Source organism: Trichlorobacter thiogenes (assembly GCF_900167465.1).
GTDB lineage: Bacteria > Desulfobacterota > Desulfuromonadia > Geobacterales > Pseudopelobacteraceae > Trichlorobacter > Trichlorobacter thiogenes.
This window is the reverse complement of the sequence record NZ_FUWR01000026.1, coordinates 1-25,876: the sequence shown is the minus strand read 5'-3', so window position 1 is coordinate 25,876 and position 25,876 is coordinate 1. Positions and strand designations below refer to the sequence as shown.

25 protein-coding genes are annotated in these 25,876 nt (G+C 53.9%); 17 read left to right on the top strand and 8 right to left on the bottom strand.

Annotated elements, in window-relative coordinates:
• Positions 1-16 precede the first annotated feature (16 nt).
• From B5D39_RS15335 to B5D39_RS15305, 8 genes are all read left to right on the top strand, one after another.
• On the top strand, positions 17-1,084 hold the full coding sequence (locus B5D39_RS15335; protein ID WP_078791339.1) for a PDDEXK nuclease domain-containing protein: 1,068 nt from the start codon (positions 17-19) through the stop codon (positions 1,082-1,084).
• A 111-nt stretch (positions 1,085-1,195) separates the two neighbouring features.
• Positions 1,196-1,354 carry a hypothetical protein gene (locus tag B5D39_RS16970; protein WP_153304313.1) on the top strand — a complete coding sequence of 53 codons (159 nt, stop codon included), beginning with the start codon at positions 1,196-1,198 and terminating at the stop codon, positions 1,352-1,354.
• Positions 1,355-1,401: 47 nt separating this feature from the next.
• The gene (locus B5D39_RS15330) at positions 1,402-1,728 is read left to right on the top strand and encodes a DUF1016 N-terminal domain-containing protein (RefSeq protein WP_078791349.1); all 327 of its coding nucleotides are present in this window, start codon (positions 1,402-1,404) and stop codon (positions 1,726-1,728) included.
• Positions 1,725-3,968: a carbamoyltransferase HypF gene (gene hypF, locus B5D39_RS15325; protein ID WP_078791338.1), complete on the top strand. Its 2,244-nt coding sequence runs from the start codon at positions 1,725-1,727 to the stop codon at positions 3,966-3,968. The genes B5D39_RS15330 and hypF overlap by 4 nt, the downstream gene beginning before the upstream one ends.
• Positions 3,969-4,115: 147 nt before the next feature.
• Positions 4,116-4,346: a HypC/HybG/HupF family hydrogenase formation chaperone gene (locus B5D39_RS15320; protein WP_078791337.1), complete on the top strand. Its 231-nt coding sequence runs from the start codon at positions 4,116-4,118 to the stop codon at positions 4,344-4,346.
• Positions 4,343-5,434 carry a hydrogenase formation protein HypD gene (hypD, locus tag B5D39_RS15315; RefSeq protein ID WP_078791336.1) on the top strand — a complete coding sequence of 364 codons (1,092 nt, stop codon included), beginning with the start codon at positions 4,343-4,345 and terminating at the stop codon, positions 5,432-5,434. The genes B5D39_RS15320 and hypD overlap by 4 nt, the downstream gene beginning before the upstream one ends.
• Before the next feature lie 29 nt (positions 5,435-5,463).
• Positions 5,464-6,366, top strand: coding sequence for a protoglobin domain-containing protein (locus B5D39_RS15310; protein ID WP_078791335.1), 903 nt, complete (start codon positions 5,464-5,466; stop codon positions 6,364-6,366).
• Between the two features lie 31 nt (positions 6,367-6,397).
• On the top strand, positions 6,398-6,940 hold the full coding sequence (locus B5D39_RS15305; protein ID WP_244161431.1) for a hypothetical protein: 543 nt from the start codon (positions 6,398-6,400) through the stop codon (positions 6,938-6,940).
• Here the strand turns inward: B5D39_RS15305 and B5D39_RS15300 are convergent.
• Together B5D39_RS15300 and pap are read right to left on the bottom strand one after the other, a co-directional pair.
• Entirely contained in the window at positions 6,937-7,437 is a 501-nt protein-coding gene (locus tag B5D39_RS15300) for a chemotaxis protein CheX (RefSeq protein ID WP_078791334.1), read from the bottom strand. The two genes, B5D39_RS15305 and B5D39_RS15300, sit on opposite strands and share 4 nt — an antisense overlap.
• A gap of 63 nt (positions 7,438-7,500) precedes the next feature.
• A complete protein-coding gene (pap, locus tag B5D39_RS15295) occupies positions 7,501-8,988 on the bottom strand; it encodes a polyphosphate:AMP phosphotransferase (RefSeq protein ID WP_078791333.1) in 1,488 nt (495 codons plus the stop codon).
• A 139-nt stretch (positions 8,989-9,127) separates the two neighbouring features.
• On the opposite strand from pap, the gene B5D39_RS15290 reads away from it, so the two are divergent.
• Positions 9,128-9,607, top strand: a complete 480-nt coding sequence (locus tag B5D39_RS15290; RefSeq protein WP_244161430.1) for a hypothetical protein — start codon at positions 9,128-9,130, stop codon at positions 9,605-9,607.
• A gap of 59 nt (positions 9,608-9,666) precedes the next feature.
• On the opposite strand, the gene B5D39_RS15285 is transcribed toward B5D39_RS15290, so the two are convergent.
• From B5D39_RS15285 to cdaA, 3 genes are all read right to left on the bottom strand, one after another.
• Positions 9,667-11,223 (bottom strand): B12-binding domain-containing radical SAM protein, encoded by a 1,557-nt coding sequence (locus B5D39_RS15285; RefSeq protein ID WP_078791332.1) that lies wholly within the window; start codon positions 11,221-11,223, stop codon positions 9,667-9,669.
• A 227-nt stretch (positions 11,224-11,450) separates the two neighbouring features.
• Positions 11,451-12,494: a C40 family peptidase gene (locus B5D39_RS15280; RefSeq protein ID WP_078791331.1), complete on the bottom strand. Its 1,044-nt coding sequence runs from the start codon at positions 12,492-12,494 to the stop codon at positions 11,451-11,453.
• 108 nt (positions 12,495-12,602) lie between these two features.
• Positions 12,603-13,751 carry a diadenylate cyclase CdaA gene (cdaA, locus tag B5D39_RS15275; RefSeq protein ID WP_078791330.1) on the bottom strand — a complete coding sequence of 383 codons (1,149 nt, stop codon included), beginning with the start codon at positions 13,749-13,751 and terminating at the stop codon, positions 12,603-12,605.
• Positions 13,752-13,880: 129 nt separating this feature from the next.
• On the opposite strand from cdaA, the gene ubiE reads away from it, so the two are divergent.
• Genes ubiE through B5D39_RS15250 form a run of 5 tightly spaced genes read left to right on the top strand, consistent with a single transcriptional unit; the run spans position 13,881 to position 19,552 of the window.
• Entirely contained in the window at positions 13,881-14,591 is a 711-nt protein-coding gene (ubiE, locus tag B5D39_RS15270) for a bifunctional demethylmenaquinone methyltransferase/2-methoxy-6-polyprenyl-1,4-benzoquinol methylase UbiE (protein WP_078791329.1), read from the top strand.
• Positions 14,591-15,379 carry an HD domain-containing protein gene (locus B5D39_RS15265; protein ID WP_078791328.1) on the top strand — a complete coding sequence of 263 codons (789 nt, stop codon included), beginning with the start codon at positions 14,591-14,593 and terminating at the stop codon, positions 15,377-15,379. Before ubiE ends, B5D39_RS15265 begins: the two co-directional genes overlap by 1 nt.
• Before the next feature lie 19 nt (positions 15,380-15,398).
• Positions 15,399-16,631 (top strand): GGDEF domain-containing protein, encoded by a 1,233-nt coding sequence (locus B5D39_RS15260; protein WP_078791327.1) that lies wholly within the window; start codon positions 15,399-15,401, stop codon positions 16,629-16,631.
• A gap of 28 nt (positions 16,632-16,659) precedes the next feature.
• Positions 16,660-19,137 (top strand): Lon protease family protein, encoded by a 2,478-nt coding sequence (locus tag B5D39_RS15255; protein WP_078791326.1) that lies wholly within the window; start codon positions 16,660-16,662, stop codon positions 19,135-19,137.
• Position 19,138: 1 nt separating this feature from the next.
• Positions 19,139-19,552, top strand: a complete 414-nt coding sequence (locus tag B5D39_RS15250) for a bacteriohemerythrin (RefSeq protein WP_078791325.1) — start codon at positions 19,139-19,141, stop codon at positions 19,550-19,552.
• 222 nt (positions 19,553-19,774) lie between these two features.
• Here B5D39_RS15250 and B5D39_RS15245 read toward each other — a convergent pair whose 3' ends face one another.
• The 3 genes from B5D39_RS15245 to B5D39_RS15235 form a co-directional block, all read right to left on the bottom strand.
• Positions 19,775-19,954, bottom strand: a complete 180-nt coding sequence (locus B5D39_RS15245) for a Rho termination factor N-terminal domain-containing protein (protein ID WP_078791324.1) — start codon at positions 19,952-19,954, stop codon at positions 19,775-19,777.
• A 124-nt stretch (positions 19,955-20,078) separates the two neighbouring features.
• Positions 20,079-20,969: a phosphoribosylaminoimidazolesuccinocarboxamide synthase gene (locus tag B5D39_RS15240; RefSeq protein WP_078791323.1), complete on the bottom strand. Its 891-nt coding sequence runs from the start codon at positions 20,967-20,969 to the stop codon at positions 20,079-20,081.
• Positions 20,970-20,993: 24 nt separating this feature from the next.
• Positions 20,994-22,589, bottom strand: a complete 1,596-nt coding sequence (locus tag B5D39_RS15235; protein WP_078791322.1) for a peptidylprolyl isomerase — start codon at positions 22,587-22,589, stop codon at positions 20,994-20,996.
• Between the two features lie 176 nt (positions 22,590-22,765).
• Between B5D39_RS15235 and B5D39_RS15230 the strand changes: the two genes are divergently transcribed.
• From B5D39_RS15230 to dapA, 3 genes are all read left to right on the top strand, one after another.
• Positions 22,766-23,794: an LOG family protein gene (locus B5D39_RS15230; protein WP_078791321.1), complete on the top strand. Its 1,029-nt coding sequence runs from the start codon at positions 22,766-22,768 to the stop codon at positions 23,792-23,794.
• A 179-nt stretch (positions 23,795-23,973) separates the two neighbouring features.
• The gene (locus tag B5D39_RS15225; protein ID WP_078791320.1) at positions 23,974-24,468 is read left to right on the top strand and encodes a hypothetical protein; all 495 of its coding nucleotides are present in this window, start codon (positions 23,974-23,976) and stop codon (positions 24,466-24,468) included.
• Between the two features lie 62 nt (positions 24,469-24,530).
• On the top strand, positions 24,531-25,403 hold the full coding sequence (gene dapA / locus B5D39_RS15220; protein WP_078791319.1) for a 4-hydroxy-tetrahydrodipicolinate synthase: 873 nt from the start codon (positions 24,531-24,533) through the stop codon (positions 25,401-25,403).
• Positions 25,404-25,876: the final 473 nt, after the last annotated feature.

Genomic DNA, 25,876 nt, shown 5'->3' with positions numbered 1-25,876 from the left:
AGCCGGAGCAGATGCTATGGGCACTAACGTTGTACAGAACAATAAGGACGATGCGCCAGTCACAAGCCTGCTGGATAACCTGCGGCAGCTGATTGTTGCCGCCAGGCAGCAGGTACTGCGTGCCGTTGATGTTGTGCAGGTGCAGACCTGCTGGGAGATGGGGCGGCATATCGTTGAATTTGAACAGAGGGGTGCTGGTCGTGCCGAATATGGAGCCCGCCTGCTTCCACGTTTGGCAGATGCCTTGACAATTGAGTTTGGAACAGGTTTTGACACGACCAACCTCCGTAAAATGAGGCAGTTCTATCAACTGTTTCCAATTCGAGACGCACTGCGTCTCGAATTAAGCTGGACTCACTACCGGCTGCTTTTACGGGTTGAAAATGAGAAAGCCCGTGAGTGGTATATGCTGGAAGCTGCCACTCAAAACTGGTCTACCCGTGCCCTTGATCGGCAGATCGGCACGCTTTATTACGAGCGTTTGCTGGCCAGCCAGGACCGCAAGGCGGTTATTGATGAAGCTGATACGAATATTGCCGCTCTGCCTCCTTCGCCTCGGGAGTTTGTACGTGATCCGGTACTGCTTGAGTTTCTGGGGCTGCCAAGTCCCGGCAAGCTTTTAGAGGTCAAGCTGGAGCAGGCTTTGATAGACAATCTGCAGTCGTTTTTGATGGAGCTGGGCAAGGGATTTGCTTTTGTTGCCAGGCAACAGCGGATAAGTACCGAGAGTAAGGACTTTTATATTGACCTTGTCTTCTACAACTATCTGCTCAAGTGTTTTGTGCTATTTGATCTGAAAACAGATGAGTTGGCCCATCAGGATATCGGCCAGATGGACATGTATGTACGGATGTATGATGACCTGAAGCGCGGGGAGGATGACAACCCGACGGTGGGCATTATCCTTTGTGCCCAGAAAGATGCCTCAGTGGTGCGTTATTCGGTGCTGGCGGAGAATGAACAGCTTTTTGCAAGTAAATACCGGCTGGTACTGCCAACTGAAGATGAACTGAGGGCTGAGTTGGATCGTGAGCGGGAATTGCTTGGGATTGATGATTTAAATATTAACCGTGATAGAACGTAATGCCATCCTACTCCATAATCCCCATGTTTTTAGCGATTATGTCGGTGTCAGCGCTTAAGCTTTACACGCTTCCGCTGACTTGATTCTCCAAAATACCTACAGGGAACATTCATGACCTTCTCACTTGCAGAACTCCTCAAAGATAGCGCCTACAAGCTCACTCAATTCAACGCAACCCCAATACAGGCACTTGAAGCTGCCATCAGTTTGAAAGTGACTGAAAAAAGTACTGCTCCCTACGCCACCGAAATGGTCATAAGAGAAATCTGAAAAGGAGGAATTGCTATGCTGGCAATCGAACTGTTTTGGGTCAAACCATGACCACCAATGAGATCACCACAAGCTACAGGAAGTTTTTGCAAGACCTGAAGCATCGCATTCGCTCTGCCAGAATACGGGCAGCTCTGGCAGCCAACCGCGAGCTGGTACTGCTCTACTGGCAGATTGGCCGTGATATTTTGGAGCGGCAGGAACGGGAAGGATGGGGGGCCAAGATCGTTGAGCGACTGGCAAAGGATCTGCGTGCTGAGTTTACTGATATGAAGGGTTTTTCTCCAAGAAACCTAACGTATATGCGGAAGGTTGCAGAAGCTTGGCCGGATGAACAATTTGTGCAACAGCTTGTTGCACAATCGTGGATATGATCCGCCAGCAGTCCATCATTACCGGCATTGTCCAAGGGGTGGGGTTCCGCCCTTTTGTCTTTCGCCTGGCAACTGAGCTGAGCCTGACTGGCTGGGTGCGCAATACGCCGGCCGGGGTGGAGCTTGAGCTGCAGGGTGGGGAGGAACAGCTTGCCGCGTTTAGCTGCCGCCTGCAGTCAGAGCTGCCGCCGCTGGCAGTCATCAGTTCGCTTGATTCAAGCGATATCCCGATTATTGACGAAGAAACCGGCTTTGTGATCCTTGCCAGCAGCGATGGCAGGCGTGAACCCCAGATTGCCCCGGATAGCGCCTTGTGTGCTGACTGCCTGAGAGAACTGTGTGATCCTGCTGACCGTCGTTTCCAGCATCCCTTTATCACCTGCACCAACTGCGGTCCCCGCTGGACCATTGTGACCGGCATCCCCTATGATCGTCCCCTGACCACCATGGCTGGCTTTCCTCTCTGTCCTGAATGTGAAGAAGAATATAGTAATCCCCTTGACCGCCGTTTCCATGCCCAACCGATCGCCTGTCCGGCCTGTGGTCCTCAGCTGTCCTTGATTCCCCCACATGCTGATCCGCTGGGGCAGGCGATTGTCCTGCTGCAACAGGGCAAGATTGTGGCGGTGAAAGGGTTGGGCGGCTATCATCTGGCAGTGGATGCCTGCAATGATCAGGCGGTGGCCCGGTTGCGGCAGCGCAAAAAGCGGGATGAAAAGCCGTTTGCGGTGATGGTGCCTGATCTGGCAACGGCGAGGCAGTTGGCAGATCTCTCAGAGATGGAAGAACGGCTGCTGGCCGGAGCCGAGGCGCCGGTGGTGATTGTGCGCAGCAGGGCTGATTCGCCGGTCTCCGGGCTGGTTGCCCCAGGCAGCCGCTGGATCGGTCTGATGCTGGCCTATACGCCGCTGCACCAGTTGCTATTTGCCGATACCACGTTGAAGGCGTTGGTGATGACCAGCGCCAATGCCTCTGATGAGCCGATGATTGCGGATGATCAGGAAGCGCAGAAAAAACTGTCCGGCATTGCCGATGCCATCCTGACTCACAACCGGCCAATACAGGTGCGAACCGATGATTCGGTGCTGCGGGTCTTTCAGGGCAGGCCGCTCTTTTACCGTCGTTCACGGGGCTATGTACCGCGACCGGTGCTGCTGCCGTTTGAGTCTGGAACTATTCTGGCAGTGGGGGCAGAACTGAAAAATACGGTCTGCCTGACCCGCAGCAGGCAGGCTTTTCTCAGCCAGCATATCGGTGATCTGAAAAATGAGGCCACTCTGGATACCTTTCGCCAGACGATTGGTCATCTCAGCACAATTATGGAGATCAGGCCGGAGTGGGTGGTCTGCGATCAGCATCCGGACTACCTCTCCACCCGTTATGCCGAAGAACTGGGGCTGCCGCTGGTACGAGTCCAGCACCACCACGCCCATCTGGCCTCCTGCATGGCTGAAAACGGTCTGGATGGCGACCTGATCGGCGTGATCTTTGACGGCACCGGTCTGGGGGATGATGGCACGGTCTGGGGGGGCGAGTTTCTGGTGGGGGGCTATTCAGCTGTGCAGCGGGCCGGCCATCTGAAACAGGTGCGCCTGCCCGGCGGCGATGTTGCGGCCCGTGAACCATGGCGGATGGCTGCTGCCTGGCTTTGGGAATCGCTTGGTGATGCTGTCTGGCAACTGCCAGGCATGCCGATACTTTCCGCTACAGAGCGTCAACTGTTGGAGGCCATGCTGGAGCGGGGGATTCATGCGCCGTTTACCTCCAGTGCCGGTCGGTTGTTTGATGCGGTTGCCTTTTTGACCGGGGCGGCTACCCGTAACAGCTTTGACGGCCAGGCTGGTATGGCGCTGGAGGCGTTGGCAGAGACGGCAGCAACAACAGATCTGCTGCCGTATCAGCTGCAACCGGGCAGGCCGTTTCAGCTTGATCCGCTGCCGATGCTGCTGGGACTGCTGCAGCGGCTGCAAACAGGCGAGCCTGTGGCATCATTGGCCTGGGCCTTCCACGCCAGTCTGGCTATGGCAGTGGTGGATGGCTGTGCGCTGATCCGTAAGGAAACCGGTTTAGATCGTGTGGTGCTGTCCGGTGGTGTGTTTCAGAATCGTCTTTTAACCGAGTTGGTGTATACTTTCTTGGCAAAATCTCATTTTTCAGTCTTTATACATAGATTGGTGCCGCCTAATGATGGTGGTATTGCCCTGGGGCAGGCAGCAATAGCTGCACAAACAGGGCCTTAAAAACTATTGCGGAGGCCGTCTACGGCGTTGCGCGGTGCTCACTTCTTCGTCTAACCGGTCCGTTATGCCTCAGTCGTTGCGCTCCGCGCGCCTGGTATCCGGCCTTCCTCATGACGTTTTTAAAGCCCTGTTAAGGAGGGGATAACAATGTGTCTTGGTGTGCCAATGCAGGTACTTGAAATACGTGATGATATGGTTGTGGCCGAGATTGATGGCGTGCAGCGTGAGGCCAGTCTGATGATGTTGGGTGATCCGGTGGCGGTGGGGGATTATGTGATCGTGCATGCCGGATTCGCCATCTCGCGGATCGACCCGGCTGAGGCGGAAGAAACCCTGCGGATAATGCGGGAGATCTTTACCCCTGAGGATATGGCGTGAAGTTTCAGGATGAATACCGTGATCGCGGGCTGGTGCAGGGGCTGGCTGCCGCCATAGCAGACGAGGCCCGGCAGTTGCCGGAGCCGGTGCGTCTGATGGAGGTCTGCGGCACCCATACCATGGCGATTGCCCAGTTCGGCCTGAAATCATTGCTGCCGGAGCAGGTCAAGCTGGTATCTGGTCCCGGCTGTCCGGTCTGCGTAACACCGGTCAGCTATATTGACCATGCCATTGCCCTTTCAGGCCTGCCGGATACGGTCATCACCACCTTTGGCGATCTGCTGCGGGTGCCTGGTTCATGCTCATCCCTGATGGCAGAGCGGGCTAAAGGGGCTGATGTCAGGATCGTCTATTCTGCACTTGATGCGGTCAAGCTGGCTACCGAACTGCCTGAGAAGCAGGTGATATTTCTGGGGGTCGGTTTTGAGACCACCACCCCCACAGTGGCAGCAGCGATTCTAGCGGCACAACAGCAGCGGCTTGGTAATTTTTCTGTGCTGACCAGCCACAAGACCATGCCCGGCCCGATGCAGGCCTTGTCTGCAGACCCGGAGCTGAAGATCAGGGGCTACCTCTGTCCGGCCCATGTCAGTACGGTGATCGGCTCTGATGCCTATCTGCCCCTGGCTGAAAAATTCGGCATCCCCTGCGTCGTGACCGGTTTTGAACCGGCGGACCTGCTGCAGGGGGTGCTGATGTTGGTGCGACAATGCCGCGCTGGCCAGGCCCGGGTTGAAAACCAGTACAGCCGGGCAGTCACGCGACAAGGTAATACCAAGGCTCAGGAGTTGATCAGGCATCTCTTTGAACCGGCTGATGCTGTTTGGCGGGGGCTGGGTGTTCTGCCTGACAGTGGTCTGGTGCTGAGTGAGGCGTATGCTGCCTTTGATGCTGCCCGAAAATTTCAGATTGAGCTGCCGGATGCCAGTGAACCGGCTGGCTGCCGCTGCGGCGAGGTGCTGACCGGCCGGATTGCACCGGCGGACTGCCCGCTGTTTGGTACGGTCTGCAGCCCGGAGACACCGGTGGGGGCCTGCATGGTTTCCAGTGAAGGAAGTTGCTCTGCTGCCTGGCGCTATGGCCAGTAATAAGATTTGTTATATAGAGGAGAACACTGATGGAAAGTATGGCAAAACTGAGGGATCAATACCACTTTACCGATGATGATGCAGCAAACCTGCATGATCTGCTGCCGGTTGCAGAGGAGTATCTGAATAATCTGGCCGGGCATTTCATGAATTATCTGTATGAAAATCCTGAAACAGAACGGATTATTCTGAAAAGCTCAGACAAAGACCGGCTTGAGGCCTTTCACCGCCATTGGTTTCGCACCCTGTTTTCAGGCGAGTATGATGAGGAGTATTTTCGTTCTCTGAAACGGATCGGTCAGGCCCATGTGCGGGTCGGTCTGCCGGTGCATTATGTGAACGCCTCCATGAGTCATGTGCGTCACGCCATCCAGCATATGATTCATGATACTTTTGAAGATCGTGATCAGCGCCGCATGTTCCGTGAATCTGTGGACAAGATCCTGGATATGAACCTGGCGGTGATGACCTCTTCTTACCGTGATGCAGAGATGCGCAAGGTGTTTGTGTCCCGCTCACTGGAATCAGGCCTGATTCATCTTTCTGAACGGTTTACCTATGGCCTGAATCTGGTGCTTGTGCTGGCTCTGGCCGGGGTTTCAATCGGTGTGGTAGGGCTGTTTGTCAGCGATATCATGAATATATTTCATGGTGATGTTGAAAAGGGAATCCTGTCAGCCCTGGGTGCCATGTTGATCCTCTGGATGATGATCGAGCTGCTTGATAATGAGATCAAGAACCTGAAGGGGGGCAGTTTCAATATTCTGGTCTTTGTGGGGGTGATCATTGTGGCGATGGTGCGGGAGATTCTGATCTCTACCCTGCGCCATGATGATCTGAAGACCCAGGCCTTCCTGACGGTTACGCTGCTGGTGCTGGGGATTGTCTACTACCTGGTCAGTAAGGCCCAGAAGTGCCCCTTTAAGGAGTAGTGTCATCGGTCATATTCTGAAGGGGATAACGGTGGGCTGGCGGTATCGGCAACAGCTAAGGCAGCTGGTTGTGGAAACGCCAGTCACCAGTACGCTGCTGGATCAGGACCCGGCGGCGTTGGCAGCGTGTGGCGTGCAGGCTCTTGCCCTTGATTTTGACGGGGTGCTGGCTCACCATGGGGCTGATCAGCCGTTACCTGACGTGACGGATTGGCTGCGGCGTGCCGTGGCGGTGTTTGGTGCAGAACGGGTCTGTATCCTCTCAAACCGTCCCTTTGGTCCCAGGGTGGATTGGTTTGCTACCCATTTCCCTGGCATAGGTTTTGTGTCTGGTGTGCGTAAAAAACCATATCCTAATGGTCTTATAAAAACAGGGGAACTGGCTTCAGTTCCCCTGTCATCGATTCTTATGGTTGATGATCGTTTGCTGACCGGCTGCCTGTCTGCGCTGTTGGCCGGTTCACGTCCCTGTTATATCCGTAACCCCTTCAGATCGTATCAACTCCATCCGGTAAAAGAGTTTTTCTTTATGCTGTTGCGCCGGGCAGAGCGTTGCTTTGTTGCGCTTCCCTAGTCCATCTCAAGTACAATACTTACCAACAACCACTCTTCATCCAGATCAAACAGCAGGTTCATTGAATTGGCCTGTTTGGTGCAAATGATGTAGTCACTTCCGGTTGCCACTGACGGTGTTGAGAGCCGGACATCCAGACCACCCTTTGAAAGGTGCTGTTTGACGTTACCTGCCACCATGTTGGCGATCTCTCCCAGGGCGTCAAAGACATCCTGATCCACCTCAGTAACCTCCATGTCCAGCATCGCTTCAGTAAGCTTCATGGCCAGTGAACAGGGCTGATGGATTGAAATCAGTCCGTTATAGGTACCGGCCAGGCCAACCATGGCAGAAACACAGTCCTTGAAGTGCTCCATCGGATCAACTTCCAACGGCAGGTGCATCAGATCAAGACCCAGCATGGTTGAGTAGACGCTGCGGGTATCGTCAATCAGATTTTTTGCAAACAGATCAGGGGTAGTGTTGAGGGCGGTCAGCACCTCGACTGGAATTGGCATAGGACAATCCTTTTTTAACAGCGGTCTGTTGGAAAGAGTTACGTTCAGTGTATACAGCGATGTCTACAGTTTTGCAAGTGCCTGTTCGATCTGGGTGCAAAGCGTCTTTAAAACTTTTATGCGAGCATGATTCTTGTCATTTGCCTCCACCAGTGTCCAGGGGGCGATCTCGGTGCTGGTACGATCAATCATATCGCAGACCGCATGCTCATACTGTGGCCATTTCTCTCTGTTACGCCAGTCTTCTTCAGTTATCTTGAACCGTTTAAAGCCGATCTTTTCCCGCTCCTTAAAGCGCTTCAGCTGTTCATCCTGGGTGATGGCCAGCCAGAATTTAGCCACGACGGTGTGGTTACGAACCATCTGTTCTTCATAATCGTTGATCTCGCTATAGGCACGCATCCAGTCTGCCTGACTGCAGAATCCTTCTACCCGCTCAACCAGTACCCGGCCATACCAGGAACGGTCAAAGATGGCGAAACGTCCCCGGCGGGGAAGGTGCCGCCAGAAACGCCACAGATAGGGCTGGGCACGTTCTTCTTCACTGGGGGCGGCAATCGGTATGATCCGGTAGGCCCGTGCATCAAGTGCCTGGGTTATGCGCCGGATACTGCCCCCTTTGCCAGCGGCATCATTGCCTTCAAACAGGACAACCACTGAAATCTTGTCAAAATCCTTGTGGCGGGTAAGCAGGTTCAGGCGGCCTTGCAGGGTTTCAAGTTCATCATCATATTTTTTCTTGATGATTTTTTTGGTCATGTCCAGGGTTTGTAGAATCTGCAGACCATCAATGGAACTGAAAAGTGGTGGCAGTGGCTCACTGGCCTGTGGTGTTTCCGGGGCGTCAAGGCGACGACGCAGGGCGTCATTGATCGCTTTGCCGATTGAGAGTGAACGGTAGCGGTCATCAGCCCCTTCCACAATAGTCCAGGGGGCCTCGGGGGTGCTGGTGCTGCGTAGCATCCGTTCCGACACAAGCCTGAAGCGATCATACTGTTTGTAGTTCTTCCAGTCACTGTCATTGACCCGCCAACTGGTTTTTGGGTCTTTTTCCAGCTTTTTTAGTCTCTTCTTCTGCTGGACTTCTGACAGATGTAGCCAGAATTTGAGGATCAGGGCGCCTTCATTGCAGAGCATGGTTTCAAAACGGATAATCCGGTCCAGTTGCTGATCAAGCTCGGCATTTTTGGTCCGTCCATAGACGTTATCCACCAGCGGGGCCGAGTACCAGGAACCGATGAAGATGCCGATCTTTCCCTTGGGGGGCAGATCACGCCAGTAACGCCACATGGGGGGGCGCTCACGCTCTTCGTCAGTAAGCTCACGCTGGGCGTGGGATTCTATATGGCGGGGGTCCATCCACTCGTGCAGCAGGTTCATGGTTTCGCCCTTGCCGGCACAGTCCACACCGGCCAGCAGGATAATCACCGGAAACTTTGCCGATTGCAGCAGGTCCAACTGGGCATCCAGCAGTGCCTCCCGCAGGATCGGCAATTCCTTTTTGTAGACCTCTTTACTGATTTTATGGCCAAGCTCTGCGGATTCAAACATGGTGGCACCTCCTTAGGAGCTGTTGGCTGTATACCACACAATCGGTCAAGGGCAAGCAAGGACGCTTTTTTCTTTGTTCTCCATCGGTTTGGTATGGTACTATCCAACAATAATTCGCACCACTACACAGGAGGAGACAGTGAAAGCAACTATCGTAACACTGATGATCGCTGCACTTGCCCTGGCAGGTTGTCAGGACAAACCAAAGACCGAAGCCCCCACCAATCAGCAGACAGCAGCAGCGCTGCCAGCCGGCCATCCGCCGGTGGGTGGTATGCCGCCAGCCGCTGAAGGCAAGCCCGGTATGCCGAAAGATGCCGCCCACGCTGGTGCCCAGGCTGATCCCCACGCAGGCCTGAAGCCGATGTCAGTACCGCAAGGGGTTCCTTCCAAGACCGGTAAGGTGCTGGAAGTTCTTGATGGTGGCCAGTACATCTATCTGCAGGTGCAGCATGATGATGGCAAGAAGATCTGGGTTGCAGCCCTGCCGATGAAGGTTGCCAAGGGTGACAAGGTTAAGTACGCAGATGCACCGGCCCTGCCGAACTTCCCCAGCAAGGCTCTCAATCGTACCTTTGATCAGCTGGTGCTGACCCAGGCGGTAGAGGTTGTGAAGTAAGTCTAACTGGTATTTAAGAAGCAGAAGGGGCGTCTGAACGTAGGTTCAGGCGCCCTTTTTTATTGTCTTAGACGCTGCAGTGCCTCTGCAGCTGGCCCGTTTCGAGGGACCAGTTGCAGTATCTTTTGGTAGCATGCTTCCGCTTTGCGGTGCGTATCTGTCTGTTCGTACAGCTCTCCCAACAAGAACCAGCCCCAGGGGTGATCCGGTTCTTTTTGTGTAATCAGTTGGTACTGTTCTTCTGCCCGCTGCAGTTCTCCTTCAGCGGCATAGGCATCACCTGCCTGCATGGCGGTAACGGCGCTGTAGCCGGATTTTTCCTGAATAGTGAGCAGCTGTTTGATGCTGGCGTTCTGGCGGTAGCGGGCAGTGCGGGAGAGTAGCTGTGTGACTTTACGTTGGCCATCCTGCTCTGCCAGTACCGCCTCTTCCTGGCTGGTTTCAAACAGATTCTGCTGAAGTCTTCCTGTGTTGACTGCTGTTTCAAACAAGGCGGTGCCTGGATAGTAGGCCAGAGGCGCCACCTGCAGATCGTCAGGCTGAATCTGTTTGATCAGATTGATGGTCTGTTGCCGGTCACTGTCACGTTCCTCCGGGATACCGGTGATCAGGTAGACAGAAAGTTGCATACCGGCCTGCCTGATCAGGTTGGCGGCGGTACGGATCTGATCAGGCAGGATCCGCTTGCCCAGCAGTTTTAAAATGTCCGGTGAGCCGGACTCAACCCCAAGCTGTACGCACTCACAGCCTGCCCGGCGCATCCATTCAAGCGTTTCCTGATCAATCGCTTCAACCCTGGACTGGCAGTTCCAGAAGATGTTGACCCGCTTTTCAATCAGCTCCTGGCAGAGGGCAACGGTTCTACGTCGGTCTGAAGTAAAGGTGTCGTCACGTAATGACAGGTAGATCAGACCATACTGTTCACGGATAGACAACATCTCTTCAGCTACCGACTCTGCTGATCGATAGCGTATCTTGCGGCCCCAAAAGGCAGGGGACGCGCAGAAGTTGCAGGCGGCCGGGCAGCCACGGGAGCTGCTGATGAACTCGGCCTGTAAGGTTGTGGTAACGTTAATCGCTTCATGAAGCCAAGTGGTGGGGAAGGGTAAAAAATCAAGATCGGGCCAGGGCTGCCGCTGTGCTGTGCGCAGAATGCCATCAGTGGTGCGGATAACCAGCCCAGGGATCTCTGCCAGTGGCTTGTCGGTTTGCAAGGCATCCAGCAGATCCAGCAGTGTCTGCTCGGCCTCGCCAACGGCTATCAGGTCTACCTCGGGATGCTGTTCCAGAATCAGTTCTGCCTGATGGGTTGCGTGTCCTCCCCCCAGCAGGATACTGCAGTCTGGCAAGGTTTGCTTGATCAGTCGTGCAAGCTCCAGGGTGGCATGACGATTGTGCGTCCATTGGGAAAGACCTGCAACGGTTGGCTGTGTCTGTACCAGCAGATCAATGATCTGGCGATTGGTCATGTTGCTTAAGTTTGCTAACGTTACCGGAATTTGCTGTGAGCGTAACAGGGCATGGAGCGAACAGAGGCCGATCGGCAGAAGGCTTTCGAACTCATCTGGCCTGCTCTTGTGTGCAGATCTGGTTGTGTAGGCGAGCAGTGTATGCATAAAAAATAGGGTCTGTTCTGTTTAACAGGCTGTTGAAAAACTACTGCGGAGCCCGTCTACGGCGTTGCGCGGTGCTCGCTTTTTCGTCTAACTAGTTGTTATGCCTCAGTCGCTGTGCGACCTACGCCTTGTAGCCGTGCTTCCTCATAACGTTTTTCAACAACCAGTTAAGGCAAAAAAAACGGGCTCAGTGTCTGAGCCCGTAAAGTGTTGTTGGTCCGTGGTAATTATTTAGTAAGTGGCTCCGGCAGGTTCAGGCCAAGATGGTCATTGGCAAGCACATCAGCTTCCTTCTCTTCTTCAATACCGTACATCAACTCACTAATGTCGATAGAGTCGGAGCTAACCTTATTTATCCGGCGGGCTCCCAGGTAGCGTGACAGATAGTAGGGGGTATCCATGGAGGAGATAACCACCCGGTGTTCTGCTGATGAGGCATGGATCATCTTGCGGTTGCCAAGGTAGATGCCGACATGTGACGCAAAGGGTGCATAGGTACGGAAAAAGACCAGATCGCCGCGACGCAGGTCGCCACGGGGAACTTCATTGCCGATCCTGAACTGCTCACGGGCAGTACGGGGCAGACTGACTTTTTGTTCTCGGAAAACCTGCTGGGTGAAGCTTGAACAGTCCAGGGCATAGCGACTGTTACCGCCAAAGCGGTAGCGAGCTCCTAAAAATCCATAGGCTGATTTTTGCAGGGTGGAAAAGCCGGTGGAGCGTTCTTCAAGGTTTTTGGCAAGGTCAACCGGGGTGTCTGCATCAATGTCAGACAGCTCAGCCAAGGTGCTGCTCATTTCCTGCTCGTTCAGCAGGTCACTGTTTACCAGCTCAAGACGTTTACCACGTGTCTGCCGGGCAGCGGTAAGATCACAGGTGGCCGCAGTATCAGCCAGGGCTAAGATCTGTCCCGGCTTTACCTTGTTTGCCTTAAGCTTGTTGATCCGGCGCAGTTCTGACATTTTCTTGCCGGTTTTTTTGGCAATTTTGGGAAGGGTATCCCCTTTTGCAACGGTATAGGTGCTGCAGTTTTCGATGAGTGGTTGTGCTGCTGCCCTGGAAGGGATGATCAGGGTAGCCCCTTTGGCGATACGGGTGCTACTCAGGTTGTTGGCGGCCTTCAGCTCTTCAACCGAGACACGGTATTTACGGGCGATGCTGGGAAGTGTCTCTTTTGTGCGGACCTGGTGGGTCTTGGAGGCGATGGCCGACAGGGGAAGGGCAAGCAGTAGCAGGCAGATGGCTGGTATCAGGCGTAAGCGGTGCGTCATGTGTCCTCCTTCCTGAAGATTTTTTTGAAACAGGTTTATAGCTAATATAACAAATATTCTTTTTTGTCAAGTTTTGGCGTCTGTCGTCTATATGCAGCAAGCGTGCCACTATTTTGGTTTTTGCGGCGCCTTCACAACGATTTTTACGGAGGTCGGCTCAATTCCTACCACTGTCATGCCGGACGGAACGCGGACGTGGGAGAGTGAAACCCGCAGGGTGTTGTGTCCTTCCTGGACAGAGCCAAGATCAAGGTCGGCAGTCAGGTCGAGCAGGCGGGGAGAGGGGGTGAGGCCGGAATTTGAGCGAAGACGCACCGTTACCTCTTCAGGGGAAACCCGGGTCAGGGTCATTCCTTCGGGCAGGCCATGAAAGGTAAGCGGTACCGGTACAATGGCCACTTCTCCCTGTCTGGCTGAAAGCAGTAACCAGATAACGGTAACGCCCAACAGTATTGCTGATTTTGGCAGCAGATCGCTAAAGATACGCCTTGCTAAGGTACGTTTCTGCTGCTGGTCCTCGGGGGTGAACAGTGCTTCCAGCTTGCGTTTGAGATGTTCGGCAGTTTGGAAGACCGTCAATTCTCCTCTTTCTGCCAGTGACACCTCTCCCCGTTCTTCTGATACGACCAGCACTATGGCATCGGTTCGTTCTGTCAGGCCCAGGGCTGCCCGGTGGCGGGTGCCATACTGTTGGGGAAGATGCTGTGCATCGGACAGCGGTAGTAGGCAGGCGGCCTGTACGATCCGTTCATCGCGGATCAGAACCGCCCCGTCGTGCAGCGGGGTGCCGTCCTGAAATATGCTGCTTAAGAGTGGGGCAGAGACCAGGGCCTCCAGTTGAGTGCCGTTGCTCAGGTGATCATCTAGTTGGTCGGCGCGCTGGAAGACAATAATGGCACCGCAGCGGGCCTTTGCCAGGGCAAAGGCTGAATCTGCAATGGTGTTGGGGCCGGAGCAGTGCTGTTTGCTGTCAGCTCCCACCAGTTCCCTGAGCTTGCTGAAGCGGTAGAGGGTCTGGCGGATTTCGTTCTGGAAAATGACGACGATCACTACGATGATGACGGTGCCCAGCTGTTGCAAGACCCAGCTGGTCATATGCAGGCCGGTCTGGCGGGTGACAAAATAGATGGCCGTAATGGTACCAAGGCCTGCCATCACCTGTATGGCGCGGCTTTTCCGAAACCATGAATAGAGCTGATAGATCAGAATACTCATGATCAGTATGTCAAGGATGTCCTGAACTCTGAACTGGGGCATGGCGGTCGATTCTCCTGCAGTAGCAGCGGGGTTTTGGGGCGTTTCTGCTGGCATGGAGCCGTAAAGTATGGTAGATGATAAGGCCTTGTCTTATATCATCAAACATTCGCTGAAGGGTACAAAAAAACCATGTTCAGGCTATCGCAAAAAGGGGAGCAGATCCAGCAGATGTTCGATGCCATCGCCCCCCGTTATGACTTCCTTAACCATCTGCTTAGCTTCGGGATCGACAAACGTTGGCGGCGGACCGCCGTCAGGCTGATCAAGGCTCCTGAAGGGGGTAGGGTGCTGGATGTTGCCACCGGTACCGGTGATGTCGCACTTGAGATTGCGCGGGTAACGCCAGCTTCGCTCAAGATTACCGGAGCGGATTTCAGTCCTGAAATGGTTGCCCTGGGGCAGGCCAAGATTGCGGCCTCGGCCTATGCTGATCGGATTGATTTCAAGGTCGCCCCCTGTGAAGATCTGCCCTTTGGTGCCGGTACCTTTGATTCGGTCACCATCGCCTTTGGTATCCGTAATGTGGTTGACCGTCGCCTTGGTCTGGCAGAACTCTGGCGGGTGATCAAGCCTGGTGGACGGCTGGTGATCCTTGAGTTCTCAACCCCCCGCTCGGCACTGTTCAGATGGGGATATCACTTTTATTTCAAGCGGATTCTTCCCTTTGTCGGAGGACTGTTCTCAAGCTACAACGCCTACAAGTATCTGCCGGACTCGGTTATGGAATTCCCCTCCAGCGAGGAATTTTGCGCCACCATGACCGATATCGGGTTCAAATCGGTACGCTGTCAGCCACTTACCTTTGGTATTGCATCCATCTACACCGGGAGTAAAGAGTAATGCAGGTGGCAGATCTTCACCAGCTGCAGCAGTGGTTTGATCGCTATGTGGCCAGCTTTGAGGATCTGGATCCTGAAGGTCTGAGGAATATTCGTCTCAAACAGGAGCATACCCGACAGGTGGTGGCCTGTATGGAGGCGTTGGCTGCTGGTGAAGGACTGAATGAAGCAGATACGTTATTGGCATCTGCGGTGGCCCTGCTGCATGATGTCGGGCGTTTTCCACAGTACCGGCGTTGGCGTACCTTTCGTGACAGCGAGTCTGACAACCACGCCCGTCTGTCTGTTGAGGTAATTCGTAGTGAGACCTTGCTGGATCACCTGCCTGCTGAAGAACGACTATTGATAGAAGAAGCGGTTCGCTTCCACAATCTGCTGGAGCTGCCGGATCAGATCAGTTCCCCTACGGGTCGCTTTATCCGTCTGATCCGTGATGCCGATAAACTTGATATCTGGAGGGTCTTTCTGGAGTTTTACCAGCTACCCGAGTCAGAGCGTGCCTCGGCAGTGGGGCTGGGATTCCCTGATCTGCCGGAGGTTACCCAGGTCTGCCTTGATGCCCTGGCAGCTGGCAAGATTGTCAAGCTGGATCAGGCCAGGGTGCTGAACGATTTCAAGCTGCTCCAGATTTCCTGGGTCTATGATCTTAATTGTGCCACCACCAGGCGGCTGCTGCTGGAGCGGGAGTATCTGCTGAAGCTGGCTGCAACGCTGCCTGATACTCCGCCGATACAGCAGGCGGTCGGACGTGCCGTCGCATCGCTCATGGCCCGTTCCGATCAGGCGTAACTGACAAGGTCTGCGTTCTATGGTCCGAAACCTCTCAACGTTGTTCCTTCCCGTAACGGTCCTGCTCTTTTCCTGCTGGTCTCTTTCCCGTGTGCCAACACTCTCAACGACCCACCAGGAGCTGCTGGCCATTGCTCCCTATCTTTTGGCGATCGTTGCCGTGGCCTCAGCCTACCATTTCAAGAGGGGCAGAACCTGTCTGGTGCTGTTGCTGTCAACCTCATTCTATTACTATGCATCACACTATGGTGCTCAAGGCCTGGAAACGCCTGAGTCGTTTCTGGTGTATCACGGCTTTGCCGTGCTACTTCCGTTCAATCTGCTGATCATCTCACTGATGAGTGAAAAGGGGATCATCGGCAGCGCCGGTAGAATGCGGATGGCTTTTGTGCTGTTTCAGCTGTTGATTTTCTGGATTACCTTTCATCAGCGAAGCCAAACCATGTGGGCGGCACTGACCAGGCCAATTATTCAGTCCCGGCTGTTTGAGGTGTATCAGCTCCCTCAGATCAGCCTGTTGTTGTTGTTACTGGCTGTCGGAGTCATTGTCGCACGTGCCTGGCAGCGTCAGTCCCCCCTCGACGGCGCTTTTTTCGGAGCGGCGCTCGCCTTTGGGCTGCTGCTGGCACAGCCTGATACACCCTATATTGCTCCGGTGTTCAACAGTGCCATCGGCTTGATCTTTATCCTGGCCATTATTCAGGACTCCCATAACATGGCCTTCCGGGATGATATGACCGGTCTCCCTTCTCGACGGGCCTTGAATGAGCTGCTGCGCGGGTTGGGGAGCAGTTACGCCATAGCCATGGTGGATGTTGATCACTTTAAACGCTTTAACGATACCTACGGGCATGATGTGGGGGATCAGGTGCTGAAGGTGGTTGCAAGTCGGCTGATGGCGGTTACCGGCGGTGGGCGTCCCTTCAGATATGGAGGAGAGGAGTTTACCGTCATTTTCCCCGGTAAAACGGCCAAAGATGCTGCACCGCACCTTGAAAAACTGCGTAAAGCGATTGAGGAATATAAAATGGCCTTGCGCTCTGATGAACGTCCTAAAGACGATTCCAAGGGGCAGGTGGCCCGTGCCAAGCCGTATGGAAGCAGGGATGTCTCCGTGACTGTCAGTATCGGTGTAGCAGAGTCAGGTGGTCGGTATGCCTCTGCTGAAGAGGTGATCAAGGCTTCAGACACCGCCTTGTATCGTGCTAAAAATGGCGGTCGTAACCAGGTCTGCGTGGCTGGCCAACGTTAGTTGTAACTGTTTACTATGAGGAGGGGGAATGCCCGTTCGTACGTCGTGTCAACTGCCTGTAGAAAAACTGCGCTGGACCTGCGACCCGGATCAGTTTGATTTTACCACTACCGCTGATCTGCCGGATCTGGTGGATGCGGTGGGGCAGGAGCGTGCCCTGCGGTCTATCGAATTTGGTCTGGGGGTCAGGGAAACCGGCTTTAACCTCTATATCTCCGGTCAGACCGGTACCGGACGCACCTCAACCATTCGTAACCTGCTGCGTCAACGGGCCAAGGATGAACCGACCCCTGACGACTGGGTCTATGTCTATAACTTCAAGGATGCTGATAATCCGATCTCATTATCGCTTCCGGCTGGCCGGGGCAGTGAGCTGACCGCTGACATGAAGGAGCTGGTGGAGGCGTTCAAAAAGGATATCCCCAAGGCGCTGGAAAGCAAGGAGTATGAATCCCGTCGCACTGAGGTGCTGGAGCAGTATCAGACCCAAAGCAATGAGCTGTTTGACACCCTTGAAACCGAATCGGAAAAGCATGGTTTTGCGCTGCAGCGGACCGTTTCCGGGCTGGTAATTGTACCCCAGAAGGATGACCATAACTTTACCCAGGATGAGTACGATGCCCTGACCGATGAGGAACGGACCAAGCTGGAGGAACAGGGTAAGCTGCTGACGGAGCGTCTGAATGATGTCCTGCGTCAGGTGCGGGACAACGAGAAGGCCACCAAGGATGCCCTGGCCCAGGCCGACCGTGAACTGGGGCTTTCCTGCCTGGGGCATCGCCTGGACCCGTTGCGGGAAAAGTATGCCGGTCTGGAGAAGGTGCTGGCCTACCTTGAAACCGTGCAGGAGGATATCCTTAAAAACCTTGAAGATTTTAAGCCGCAACCGACGCAGCCCCAGATTCCCGGCCTGAAGATCGCCCGCCAGGAGCCCAGTTTTGAGCGCTACGAGGTCAACCTGCTGGTGGATAACAAGGAGACAGAAGGGGCGCCGATTGTCTTTGAGTCTAACCCCACCTACAACAACCTGTTTGGTAGGATCGAGCATGTCATGCAGTACGGTGGCGTGGCGGTGACCGACTTTACCATGATCAAGGCCGGTGCCCTGCATCGGGCCAATGGCGGCTACCTGGTGATCGATGCGCGCGAGGTGCTGATCAACCCGTTTGTCTGGGATTCACTCAAGCGCTGCATCCGTACCGCTGAAATCAGGATTGAGGATGTGCTGGAGCAGTATCGCTTCATGACCATGGTGTCGCTCAAGCCGGAACCGGTGCCGCTTTCAGCCAAGATAGTGCTGGTGGGCACCCCCTGGATTTACTATCTGCTCTATTATCAGGACCCTGACTACCGCAAGTTCTTTAAGGTCAAGGCGGAGTTTGACAGCTCGGTCTCCCGTACTCCGGTGGTCATGCAGGAATATGCCCTGTTTGTGGCCACCCTCTGCCGTGACAAGAAGCTGCTGCACTTTGACCGGGCCGGTGTGGCCTGTCTGCTGGAATATACCGCCCGGATGGTGGATGATCAGCAGAAACTTTCCTCTCGTTTTATGGAGATCGCCGACTTTGTCCGTGAGGCCAGTTTCTGGGCCGAGCGTGATGGTCACCAGGTGATCACCTGCAGCGATGTCCGCAGGGCTGCGGAGGAACAGCTCTACCGGGTCAACCGGATTGAAGAGCGGATGCAGGAACTGTTTGATGACGGTACCATCATGGTGGATACCGAAGGTGCCGTGGTGGGCCAGATCAACGGACTGTCGGTCATCTCCCTGGGGGACCATGTCTTTGGACGGCCTTCACGGATTACCGCCCGTACCTGGTTGGGGCAGGCCGGTATGGTGAATGTGGAGCGGGAGGTCAAACTGTCCGGTCCGATCCATGACAAAGGTGTCTTGATCCTGACTGGTTATCTGGGGGGGCAGTTTGCCCGTACCCACCCCCTTTCCCTGTCTGCCTCGATCTGCTTTGAGCAGAATTATGATGGTGTGGAAGGGGATAGTGCCTCATCCACCGAGCTATACGCGCTGCTTTCAGCCCTGTCCGGTCTACCGATCAAGCAGGGGATTGCGGTGACCGGCAGCGTCAACCAGCGGGGGCAGATCCAGCCGATCGGTGGCGTGAACCACAAGATTGAAGGCTTTTATGCCGTTTGCAAGGCCAAAGGGCTGACCGGTGAGCAGGGGGTTATAATTCCCAAGACCAATGAACGGCACCTGATGCTGAAAGAAGAGGTGGTGGAGGCGATTGCCGATGGTCAGTTCCACCTCTGGAGCATTGAGACCATTGAAGAGGGGATTGAGATCCTGACCGGTGTCAAGGCCGGAGCCGCTGGAAAGAATGGCAGCTTTCCCAAAGGCACGGTCTTTTATCTGGTTGCGCAGACCCTGAAGAAGATGCACGCACGGATGCATGATGAAGATGAGGATACGAGTAAGGCTGCCGGTCATAAAAAGAAGGCCGGAGCTGCACACAAGAAAAAGTCTGCTGAAGCAGACAGGGAGGCATAGGATGGGGATTACCTGGAGAGAAGATCTTGCCATAGGGGTTGATCAGATTGACAGCCAGCATAAAGAGCTGCTGGCCCGCTTTGATCTGCTGTTAAACTCCTGCAAGGAAGGCAAGGGGCGTGAAGAGGTGCTGCACCTGCTGTCGTTCCTGGATGAGTATGTGATCAGCCACTTTGGTGATGAAGAGGTGCTGCAGAAAAAGAGCGGTTTTCCTGACTACGAAGCGCACCATGCTGAGCATGTCGGGTTTATCGCCCGGATTGCCGAGCTGAAAGAGCGGATGCGTACTGACGGTAGCGTACAGATTGACCATGTGCTGGATACGAACAAGCTGTTGCTGGATTGGTTGCTGCGGCATATCTCGGTTAGAGATCGGGCGGTGGGTAAGCACCTGAAGAGTCAGGAAGGGCTCTAGCGCTAAGCAGTACGCGAACTGCTGTCTGTTCAAGACTACGCCCTGTTGGCCTATGCTGACAGGGCGTTTTTCTGTGCAATCCCGGTTCCATTTCAATGCGCTATCTTCGTTGGCTCGTCTTCGGCTCCTCAACGTACTGCGTGTACGCCTGCGTCGCTGAAATCATCGCCGCCTTGATATCATCCTTGAACTGGAATCGGGATAAGACGTAGGAAAAATGAGTTAGTTGCAGTCTTCCCGCCAGAGGCACTGCTCCTGACCGCAGACAGCCATCTTGCCGGTGGCATAGCATGGGTCATTACCTTCAGCCTGCTGTATCTGCTGAATCAGGTCTGCCTTACGCAGTTTACCCGCCTTAATTCCCAGTTCTGCAGCAATCTTTTTGACGTCATCCAATTTCATGGTCAAGCTCCTTTCCCGCATGTTCTTATGGGTAGTATACACACTTTAGGGATCTGGTCAAATTTTCGGCAAAAAAAATACCGCCGGTATGTGCCGGCGGTATGACGTTCGTGAAAATAGATGGTTACAGCTTAATTCCAGCCAGTTTGAACAGTGCTTCCTTATACTTGTCGCCGGTTTTGGTCACAATTTCTTCCGGTAGCGGCGGGGCTGGCGCGGTCTTGCCCCAGTCCAGGGTTTCCAGATAATCCCGCAGGAACTGCTTGTCAAAGCTGGGCTGTGGGCCACCGGGCTGGTACTGGTCTTTGGGCCAGAAACGGCTGGAGTCGGGGGTCAGGCATTCATCAATAATGATCAGCTTGCCTTCATAGACACCGAACTCAAACTTGGTGTCGGCAATGATGATCCCTTTCTGATCAGCAATTTCACGGGCACGGCAGTAGATCCTGATGGTGGCTTCACGGGCCTGCTCGGCCAGCTCTTTGCCGCAGACCTTTGCCATCTCTTCAAAGCTGATGTTTTCATCGTGAGTACCCAGCTCTGCCTTGGTTGAGGGGGTAAAGATCGGCTCAGCCAGACGGTCAGACTCCTTCAGCCCTTCAGGCAGCTTGATGCCGCAGATGGAGCCGGTTGCTTTGTAGTCTTTCCAGCCGGAACCGGAGACGTAGCCCCGTACAATACACTCGGCAGCCAGCGGTTCTGCCTTCTTGACCAGCATGGAACGGCCCTTCAGAACATCAGCATAGGGCTGGCAGACGGCAGGATAGTCAGCCACATCAGTGGAGATGATGTGGTTAGGGATGATATCTTCCATCTGGCTGAACCAGAACTTTGAGATCTGGGTCAGCACGATCCCTTTGTCAGGAATCGGCTCATTCATGATCACATCAAAGGCGGAAATCCGGTCTGAGGTGACCATCAGCAGGGCATCACCCAGATCGTAAATATCCCGCACCTTGCCGCGGGCGACCAGCTTCAGGCCGGGAAAATCGGTTTGTTTAACAGGCTGGGACATGTCAGCTCTCCTTTGGTTTCAGCGTTACTGGTTAGCGGCGGTAAGTGCCGGATTAATGACGATTTTAGCCTTGCTGCGCAGCTCTTTCAGCCAGTTACGCAGGGTCTCTTCCTGCTTGGCAGGCAGCATCCGCTTTTTGATCTCATCCTTGCGAGGGGTAAAGTCGGTCTGGGGAGCGGCAATGCGTTGCTTCAGCCGTACTGCGTACCAGCGGTTGCCCACCAGTATCGGTTCAGAGGCGGCTGCACTGGCAGTGGTCAGCTCAAAGGCCTTTTCCATCAGCGGTTTTGAACTGCCGATGCCAGGCAGATCGCCTTTGGCATTATACCCAAAGGCAGGGGTCGCTTGCAGCTTAAGGCCTGCACCGCCTGCAGCCAGCGCCTTTTGTGCCTCAACCGCCTTCTGTTTTGCCAGTTCTGCAGCTTTTATGGCGCGTACCTGTTGCTCAACCGTGGCACGAACCTGGGCCAGTGGCGGCAGCTCAGCAGCCTTCTTCTCCTTGACCTTGAAGATGTAGATCCCTTTTACGGTTTCAACCGGGCCGCCCAGCTCGCCCTGCTTCAGTTCAAAGGCCTTCTTGATCAGGGCTGTTTCGCCAGCCAGGGCTGCCGGAGCGGTGGTTGCACTGAAAAGCGGGGTGTCCTGAATTTTTGCACCCAGCTTGCCGGCCACCAGGGCAAGGTCGCCGGACTTGATGTTCTGGAACAGGGTGTCGGCAGCCTTTTCATAGAGGGCCTTGGATGCCTTCTGGCGGACTGCGTCAGCCTTGACCCGCTCTTTAACCTGCTCATAGGGGATCGGGGCATTGTCCTTGTCAAGATAACGATCCATGTTTTTGTCGTAGAAGGTTTTCTGCTCTTCTGCAGTGACCGGTTGAGCGTGTGTCTGGCTGGCGTTTTCCAGTACAAACCAGGACAGCGCGACCTTCTCGGGGGTCCTGAATTTTTCGGCATTTTTAGTCAGGAAGTCCTGCAGGTCAGCATCACTAAGTTTCACTTCGCCCGCAACATCTGCTGCTGCAAAGGAGACATAGGAAAGTTCCAGCTTGTCCTGCTCCTTGTGGAACTGCTTCAACGCCTCATCATCACTGATGGTCACCTTATCCATCACGGCCTTGCGGGTCTTATCAATCAGCAGCTCACGCTTTTTTGATTCCTCATACGCTTCCGGGGTAATCCGGTTTGCCTTCAGCATCTGCTGGTAGAGGCTGAAATCAAAGCTGCCGTTCTGCTGGAAGGCAGGCATGGCTGCAATGGCAGCAGAAATATCTTCCTTGCTGACGGTAACGCCTTGGCTCTTGGCTGCCTTCATGATCAGGGTGCTGTCAATCAGGCGATCAATCACCTGCTGGCGAAGATTAAGCTGTTTTTCAAGTTCAGGGGTGAAATTGCCACCAAAGATCTGACGGTAGGTTTCAGTCATATTCTGGTAGGCGTTCTGAAAGGCCTCAAGGGAAATGACCGTGCGGTCAACCTTTGCAGCATAGCCGGTTGACCTGCCCATTCCCTCATCCCCTTTACCCCAGACCAGGAAGATGGTGCCGATGAACGACAGTACAATGATGATGAAAACGGCCTTGATAACGACCGAATCCTTCTTTTTACGTATCACATCAAGCATGGTGCCGGGCTCCTTGTCTCTGTAGCTCAAATAGTTGTCAAAAGAGGTTGCATACTACACTAGCGCTTCAGATAAAATCAAGCTGTGATTCCCGAGGTCCGGCGGTTTACAGCTGGTTTGAACTGTGCTAGTGTGCGCCACTATTTGCGCGGTTTGAGTGCTATGACGGGGGTGCCATGGAGTTAAGTTTTTCCCATACCAATGAAGAAGTGGATAAGCTGATTGATCGGCTGATAACAGCCACCGGTGGAGTCACCCATCCCCATCTGGTGCGCGAACTGGTTATTTCATCACTTAAAATCGGGCAGGAGACCACCTATCTGCCAGACCTGAAGCTGATCAACCGTACTTTGAGGGAAATGCGCTATACCACCCGGGTTTTTAGTCCCTACCGTGACCGTAAAAAAGTCACCGTCTTCGGTTCTGCACGCACCAGACCTGAGGAGCCTATCTACCAGACCTGTATCCGTTTCAGTCGCCTGCTGGCCGAGCATAACTGGATGATCATCACCGGTGGCGGTCCCGGCATCATGCAGGCCGGTAATGAAGGGGCAGGCAGCGAAAACTCCTTTGCCGTCAATATCAAGCTGCCGTTCGAGCAGAGTGCTAATCCGGTCATGCAGAACACTCCCCGGCTGGTTACCTATAAGTACTTTTTTAACCGCAAGGTGGCCTTTGTCAAAGAGTCTGATGCGGTGGCGGTTTTTCCCGGTGGATTCGGCACCCTGGATGAGGCGATGGAGGTCTTTACCCTGGTGCAGACCGGCAAGACCTCGCCCAAGCCGCTGGTGCTGGTGGATGATGGTGATGGCTTCTGGGAGCAGTTCTTTGAGTTTGTGAAGGAGCAGTTGCTGGCCAAGGGGCTGATCTCTGGTGAAGACTTTTCGATATTTACCATTACCAAGAGTGAAACAGAGGCTGCTGCGGTCATTGAAGGGTTCTACAAAAACTACCACTCGATCCGTTTCCATGATGATCTGATTGTGGTCCGGCTGACCAAAGAGCTGCAGCCAGAGCAGCTTGATCTGCTTGAGCAGGAGTTCCCAGAGCTGATTCTGCCGGGTGGGCGGATTGTCAGTTGTGAACCGCTGCTGGTTGAGGATGATGAACCGGAGCTTGCGCTGCTGCCCCGGATAAATTTCCCCTTTAACCACTTTCATTACGGTCTGTTGATCGCCTTTATCAACCGTATAAACACGTTTTGACTTTTAACGGGGGCTGTGTTAAAAAATTCCACTTTTTATATATAGTACCGTTTTCAACGAATTAGCCGATATTTAAGGGCGTTTTCTCTGCCAGTAGAGTCATCCTGGCTGTCTGGTGGAGATACATAAGCATACGAAGCAGATTCCCTTGTTTCTGTAATCAGTCTGTGAGGTAGGGCATGAGCCTTGACCTGGCCATAGCTACGCTGGATGAAATTGAACAGGCCCGTAACGATTGTCGCACAATGGTCACCAAGCGAGCGCTGGTTTCCGGGGCGGCGGTGCTGGTGCCGTTACCCGGTAGCGACCTGGTGGCTGATGTGGGGATGCTGATGCAGTTGTTACCCCGGATCAATGCCCGCTTTGGCCTTTCAGCCGAGCAGGTGGAAGAGTTAAGCCCAGAGCTGAAGATTATGGCCTTTGATCTGGCCAAACGCCTGGGTTCCCGGCTGATTGGCAAGGCGGTTACCACCAACCTGGTAACCTCACTGGTTACTAAAATGGGGGCACGGGTGGGTGTTAAAAGTGTGGTCCGGTTTGTGCCGCTGGTGGGGCAGGCGGCCGCAGCCGCCATCAGTATCAGCATGATGCGCTATATCGGTAATCAGCATGTGGAGGCCTGTTATCAGCTGGCTCGCCAGCTGATAACCAAACGTGACAATACTTTTGCATGATTTAGAGTGTAACCACATAGTTTCAGTAGCTTGGTTTTTTATTTACGTCAGGGGAGGCAGTTATGTTTAAAGGAAGTATTGTTGCCATTGTTACGCCGTTTACCAACGGTACGGTGGATGAGAAGAAGCTGCGTGAATTGGTGGATTTCCAGATCGAGAACGGCACCGATGCCATCGTTGCCTGCGGGACAACCGGTGAATCGTCCACTCTGGATAATGAAGAACACCTGAACGTCATCAAGATCGTATTTGATCAGGCCAAAGGGCGTGTACCGGTCATCGCTGGTACCGGTTCCAACTCAACTGCCGAGGCGATCCATCTGACCCGCGAGGCCAAAGCGATTGGTGTGGCCGGGGTGCTGCTGGTAACCCCCTACTACAACAAACCGACCCAGGAAGGGCTGTATCGCCACTATCTTGCCATTGCCGATGCAGTTGAAATCCCTCAGATCCTGTACAACGTGCCGGGTCGTACCGCTGTTAACCTGCTGCCGGAAACCGTAGCACGTCTGGCCGGACACAAAAATATCGTGGCCATCAAAGAGGCCACCGGCTCTCTGCAACAGGCTTCAGAAGTGTTGGCCCTCTGCGGTGATCAGATTGATGTCTTTTCCGGCGATGACTTCATCACCTTCCCGATGATGGCCTGTGGTGCCAAAGGGGTGATCTCGGTCACTGCCAACATTATGCCCAAGGCGATTGGCGATCTGACCGACGCTTTCTTTGCCGGTGATCTTGAAAAGGCTCGCCAGCTGCATCTGCAGACCCTCAAGATTAATAACGCCATGTTCATTGAGAGCAACCCGGTACCGGTCAAGACCGCATTGGCGATGATGGGTAAATGTTCTGATGAGGTCCGCCTGCCGCTGGTGCCGATGAGCGATGCCAACAAGGCGAAGCTGGAAGCCATTATGAAAGAGTATAAGCTGATTTAAATTCATGTTGAAACACGGAGGCACGGAGACACAGAGAATGACAAAAAGCAATTAGGGGTAAATCAAAGTTTAAAATATAGTTAAAGACTTGTTTTGCCCTTCGGTTTTGTGCTTTTCTCCGTGCCTCTGTGTCTTGTATGTTCAGCGTGTAGCATCTAATGTTCTTTCAAGTAGCCAGGGAATGACAGCTTGATCGTGTTTTGGGACACCAAGCCCGTCACAGAGCGTAAGGCGTCATTCCCTTCCTCCCAATAGCCCGAACAGTTGACTGGGGACCATCTGGATCCCGCATTCTGCAAGAACGGGAAAGGAGAAAGACTATGGGAAAGAATCTGTTTATCGGCATTGATGTTTCTAAAGCTATTCTTGATGTTGGTGTCATTCCAACAGAAGAAGTAAAACGTTTCACCAATGATGCTGATGGTTGCAAAGCGCTTATCTCCTGGCTGTCTGAAATTGAACCTGAACTTATT

Coding starts and splice junctions, on each gene's coding strand:
- B5D39_RS15335 (WP_078791339.1), top strand. CDS start 17: ATGGGCACTAACGTTGTACAGAACAATAAGGACGATGCGCCAGTCACA.
- B5D39_RS16970 (WP_153304313.1), top strand. CDS start 1,196: ATGACCTTCTCACTTGCAGAACTCCTCAAAGATAGCGCCTACAAGCTC.
- B5D39_RS15330 (WP_078791349.1), top strand. CDS start 1,402: ATGACCACCAATGAGATCACCACAAGCTACAGGAAGTTTTTGCAAGAC.
- hypF (WP_078791338.1), top strand. CDS start 1,725: ATGATCCGCCAGCAGTCCATCATTACCGGCATTGTCCAAGGGGTGGGG.
- B5D39_RS15320 (WP_078791337.1), top strand. CDS start 4,116: ATGTGTCTTGGTGTGCCAATGCAGGTACTTGAAATACGTGATGATATG.
- B5D39_RS15310 (WP_078791335.1), top strand. CDS start 5,464: ATGGAAAGTATGGCAAAACTGAGGGATCAATACCACTTTACCGATGAT.
- B5D39_RS15300 (WP_078791334.1), bottom strand. CDS start 7,437: ATGCCAATTCCAGTCGAGGTGCTGACCGCCCTCAACACTACCCCTGAT.
- pap (WP_078791333.1), bottom strand. CDS start 8,988: ATGTTTGAATCCGCAGAGCTTGGCCATAAAATCAGTAAAGAGGTCTAC.
- B5D39_RS15285 (WP_078791332.1), bottom strand. CDS start 11,223: ATGCATACACTGCTCGCCTACACAACCAGATCTGCACACAAGAGCAGG.
- B5D39_RS15280 (WP_078791331.1), bottom strand. CDS start 12,494: ATGACGCACCGCTTACGCCTGATACCAGCCATCTGCCTGCTACTGCTT.
- cdaA (WP_078791330.1), bottom strand. CDS start 13,751: ATGCCCCAGTTCAGAGTTCAGGACATCCTTGACATACTGATCATGAGT.
- ubiE (WP_078791329.1), top strand. CDS start 13,881: ATGTTCAGGCTATCGCAAAAAGGGGAGCAGATCCAGCAGATGTTCGAT.
- B5D39_RS15265 (WP_078791328.1), top strand. CDS start 14,591: ATGCAGGTGGCAGATCTTCACCAGCTGCAGCAGTGGTTTGATCGCTAT.
- B5D39_RS15260 (WP_078791327.1), top strand. CDS start 15,399: ATGGTCCGAAACCTCTCAACGTTGTTCCTTCCCGTAACGGTCCTGCTC.
- B5D39_RS15255 (WP_078791326.1), top strand. CDS start 16,660: ATGCCCGTTCGTACGTCGTGTCAACTGCCTGTAGAAAAACTGCGCTGG.
- B5D39_RS15250 (WP_078791325.1), top strand. CDS start 19,139: ATGGGGATTACCTGGAGAGAAGATCTTGCCATAGGGGTTGATCAGATT.
- B5D39_RS15245 (WP_078791324.1), bottom strand. CDS start 19,954: ATGAAATTGGATGACGTCAAAAAGATTGCTGCAGAACTGGGAATTAAG.
- B5D39_RS15240 (WP_078791323.1), bottom strand. CDS start 20,969: ATGTCCCAGCCTGTTAAACAAACCGATTTTCCCGGCCTGAAGCTGGTC.
- B5D39_RS15235 (WP_078791322.1), bottom strand. CDS start 22,589: ATGCTTGATGTGATACGTAAAAAGAAGGATTCGGTCGTTATCAAGGCC.
- B5D39_RS15230 (WP_078791321.1), top strand. CDS start 22,766: ATGGAGTTAAGTTTTTCCCATACCAATGAAGAAGTGGATAAGCTGATT.
- B5D39_RS15225 (WP_078791320.1), top strand. CDS start 23,974: ATGAGCCTTGACCTGGCCATAGCTACGCTGGATGAAATTGAACAGGCC.
- dapA (WP_078791319.1), top strand. CDS start 24,531: ATGTTTAAAGGAAGTATTGTTGCCATTGTTACGCCGTTTACCAACGGT.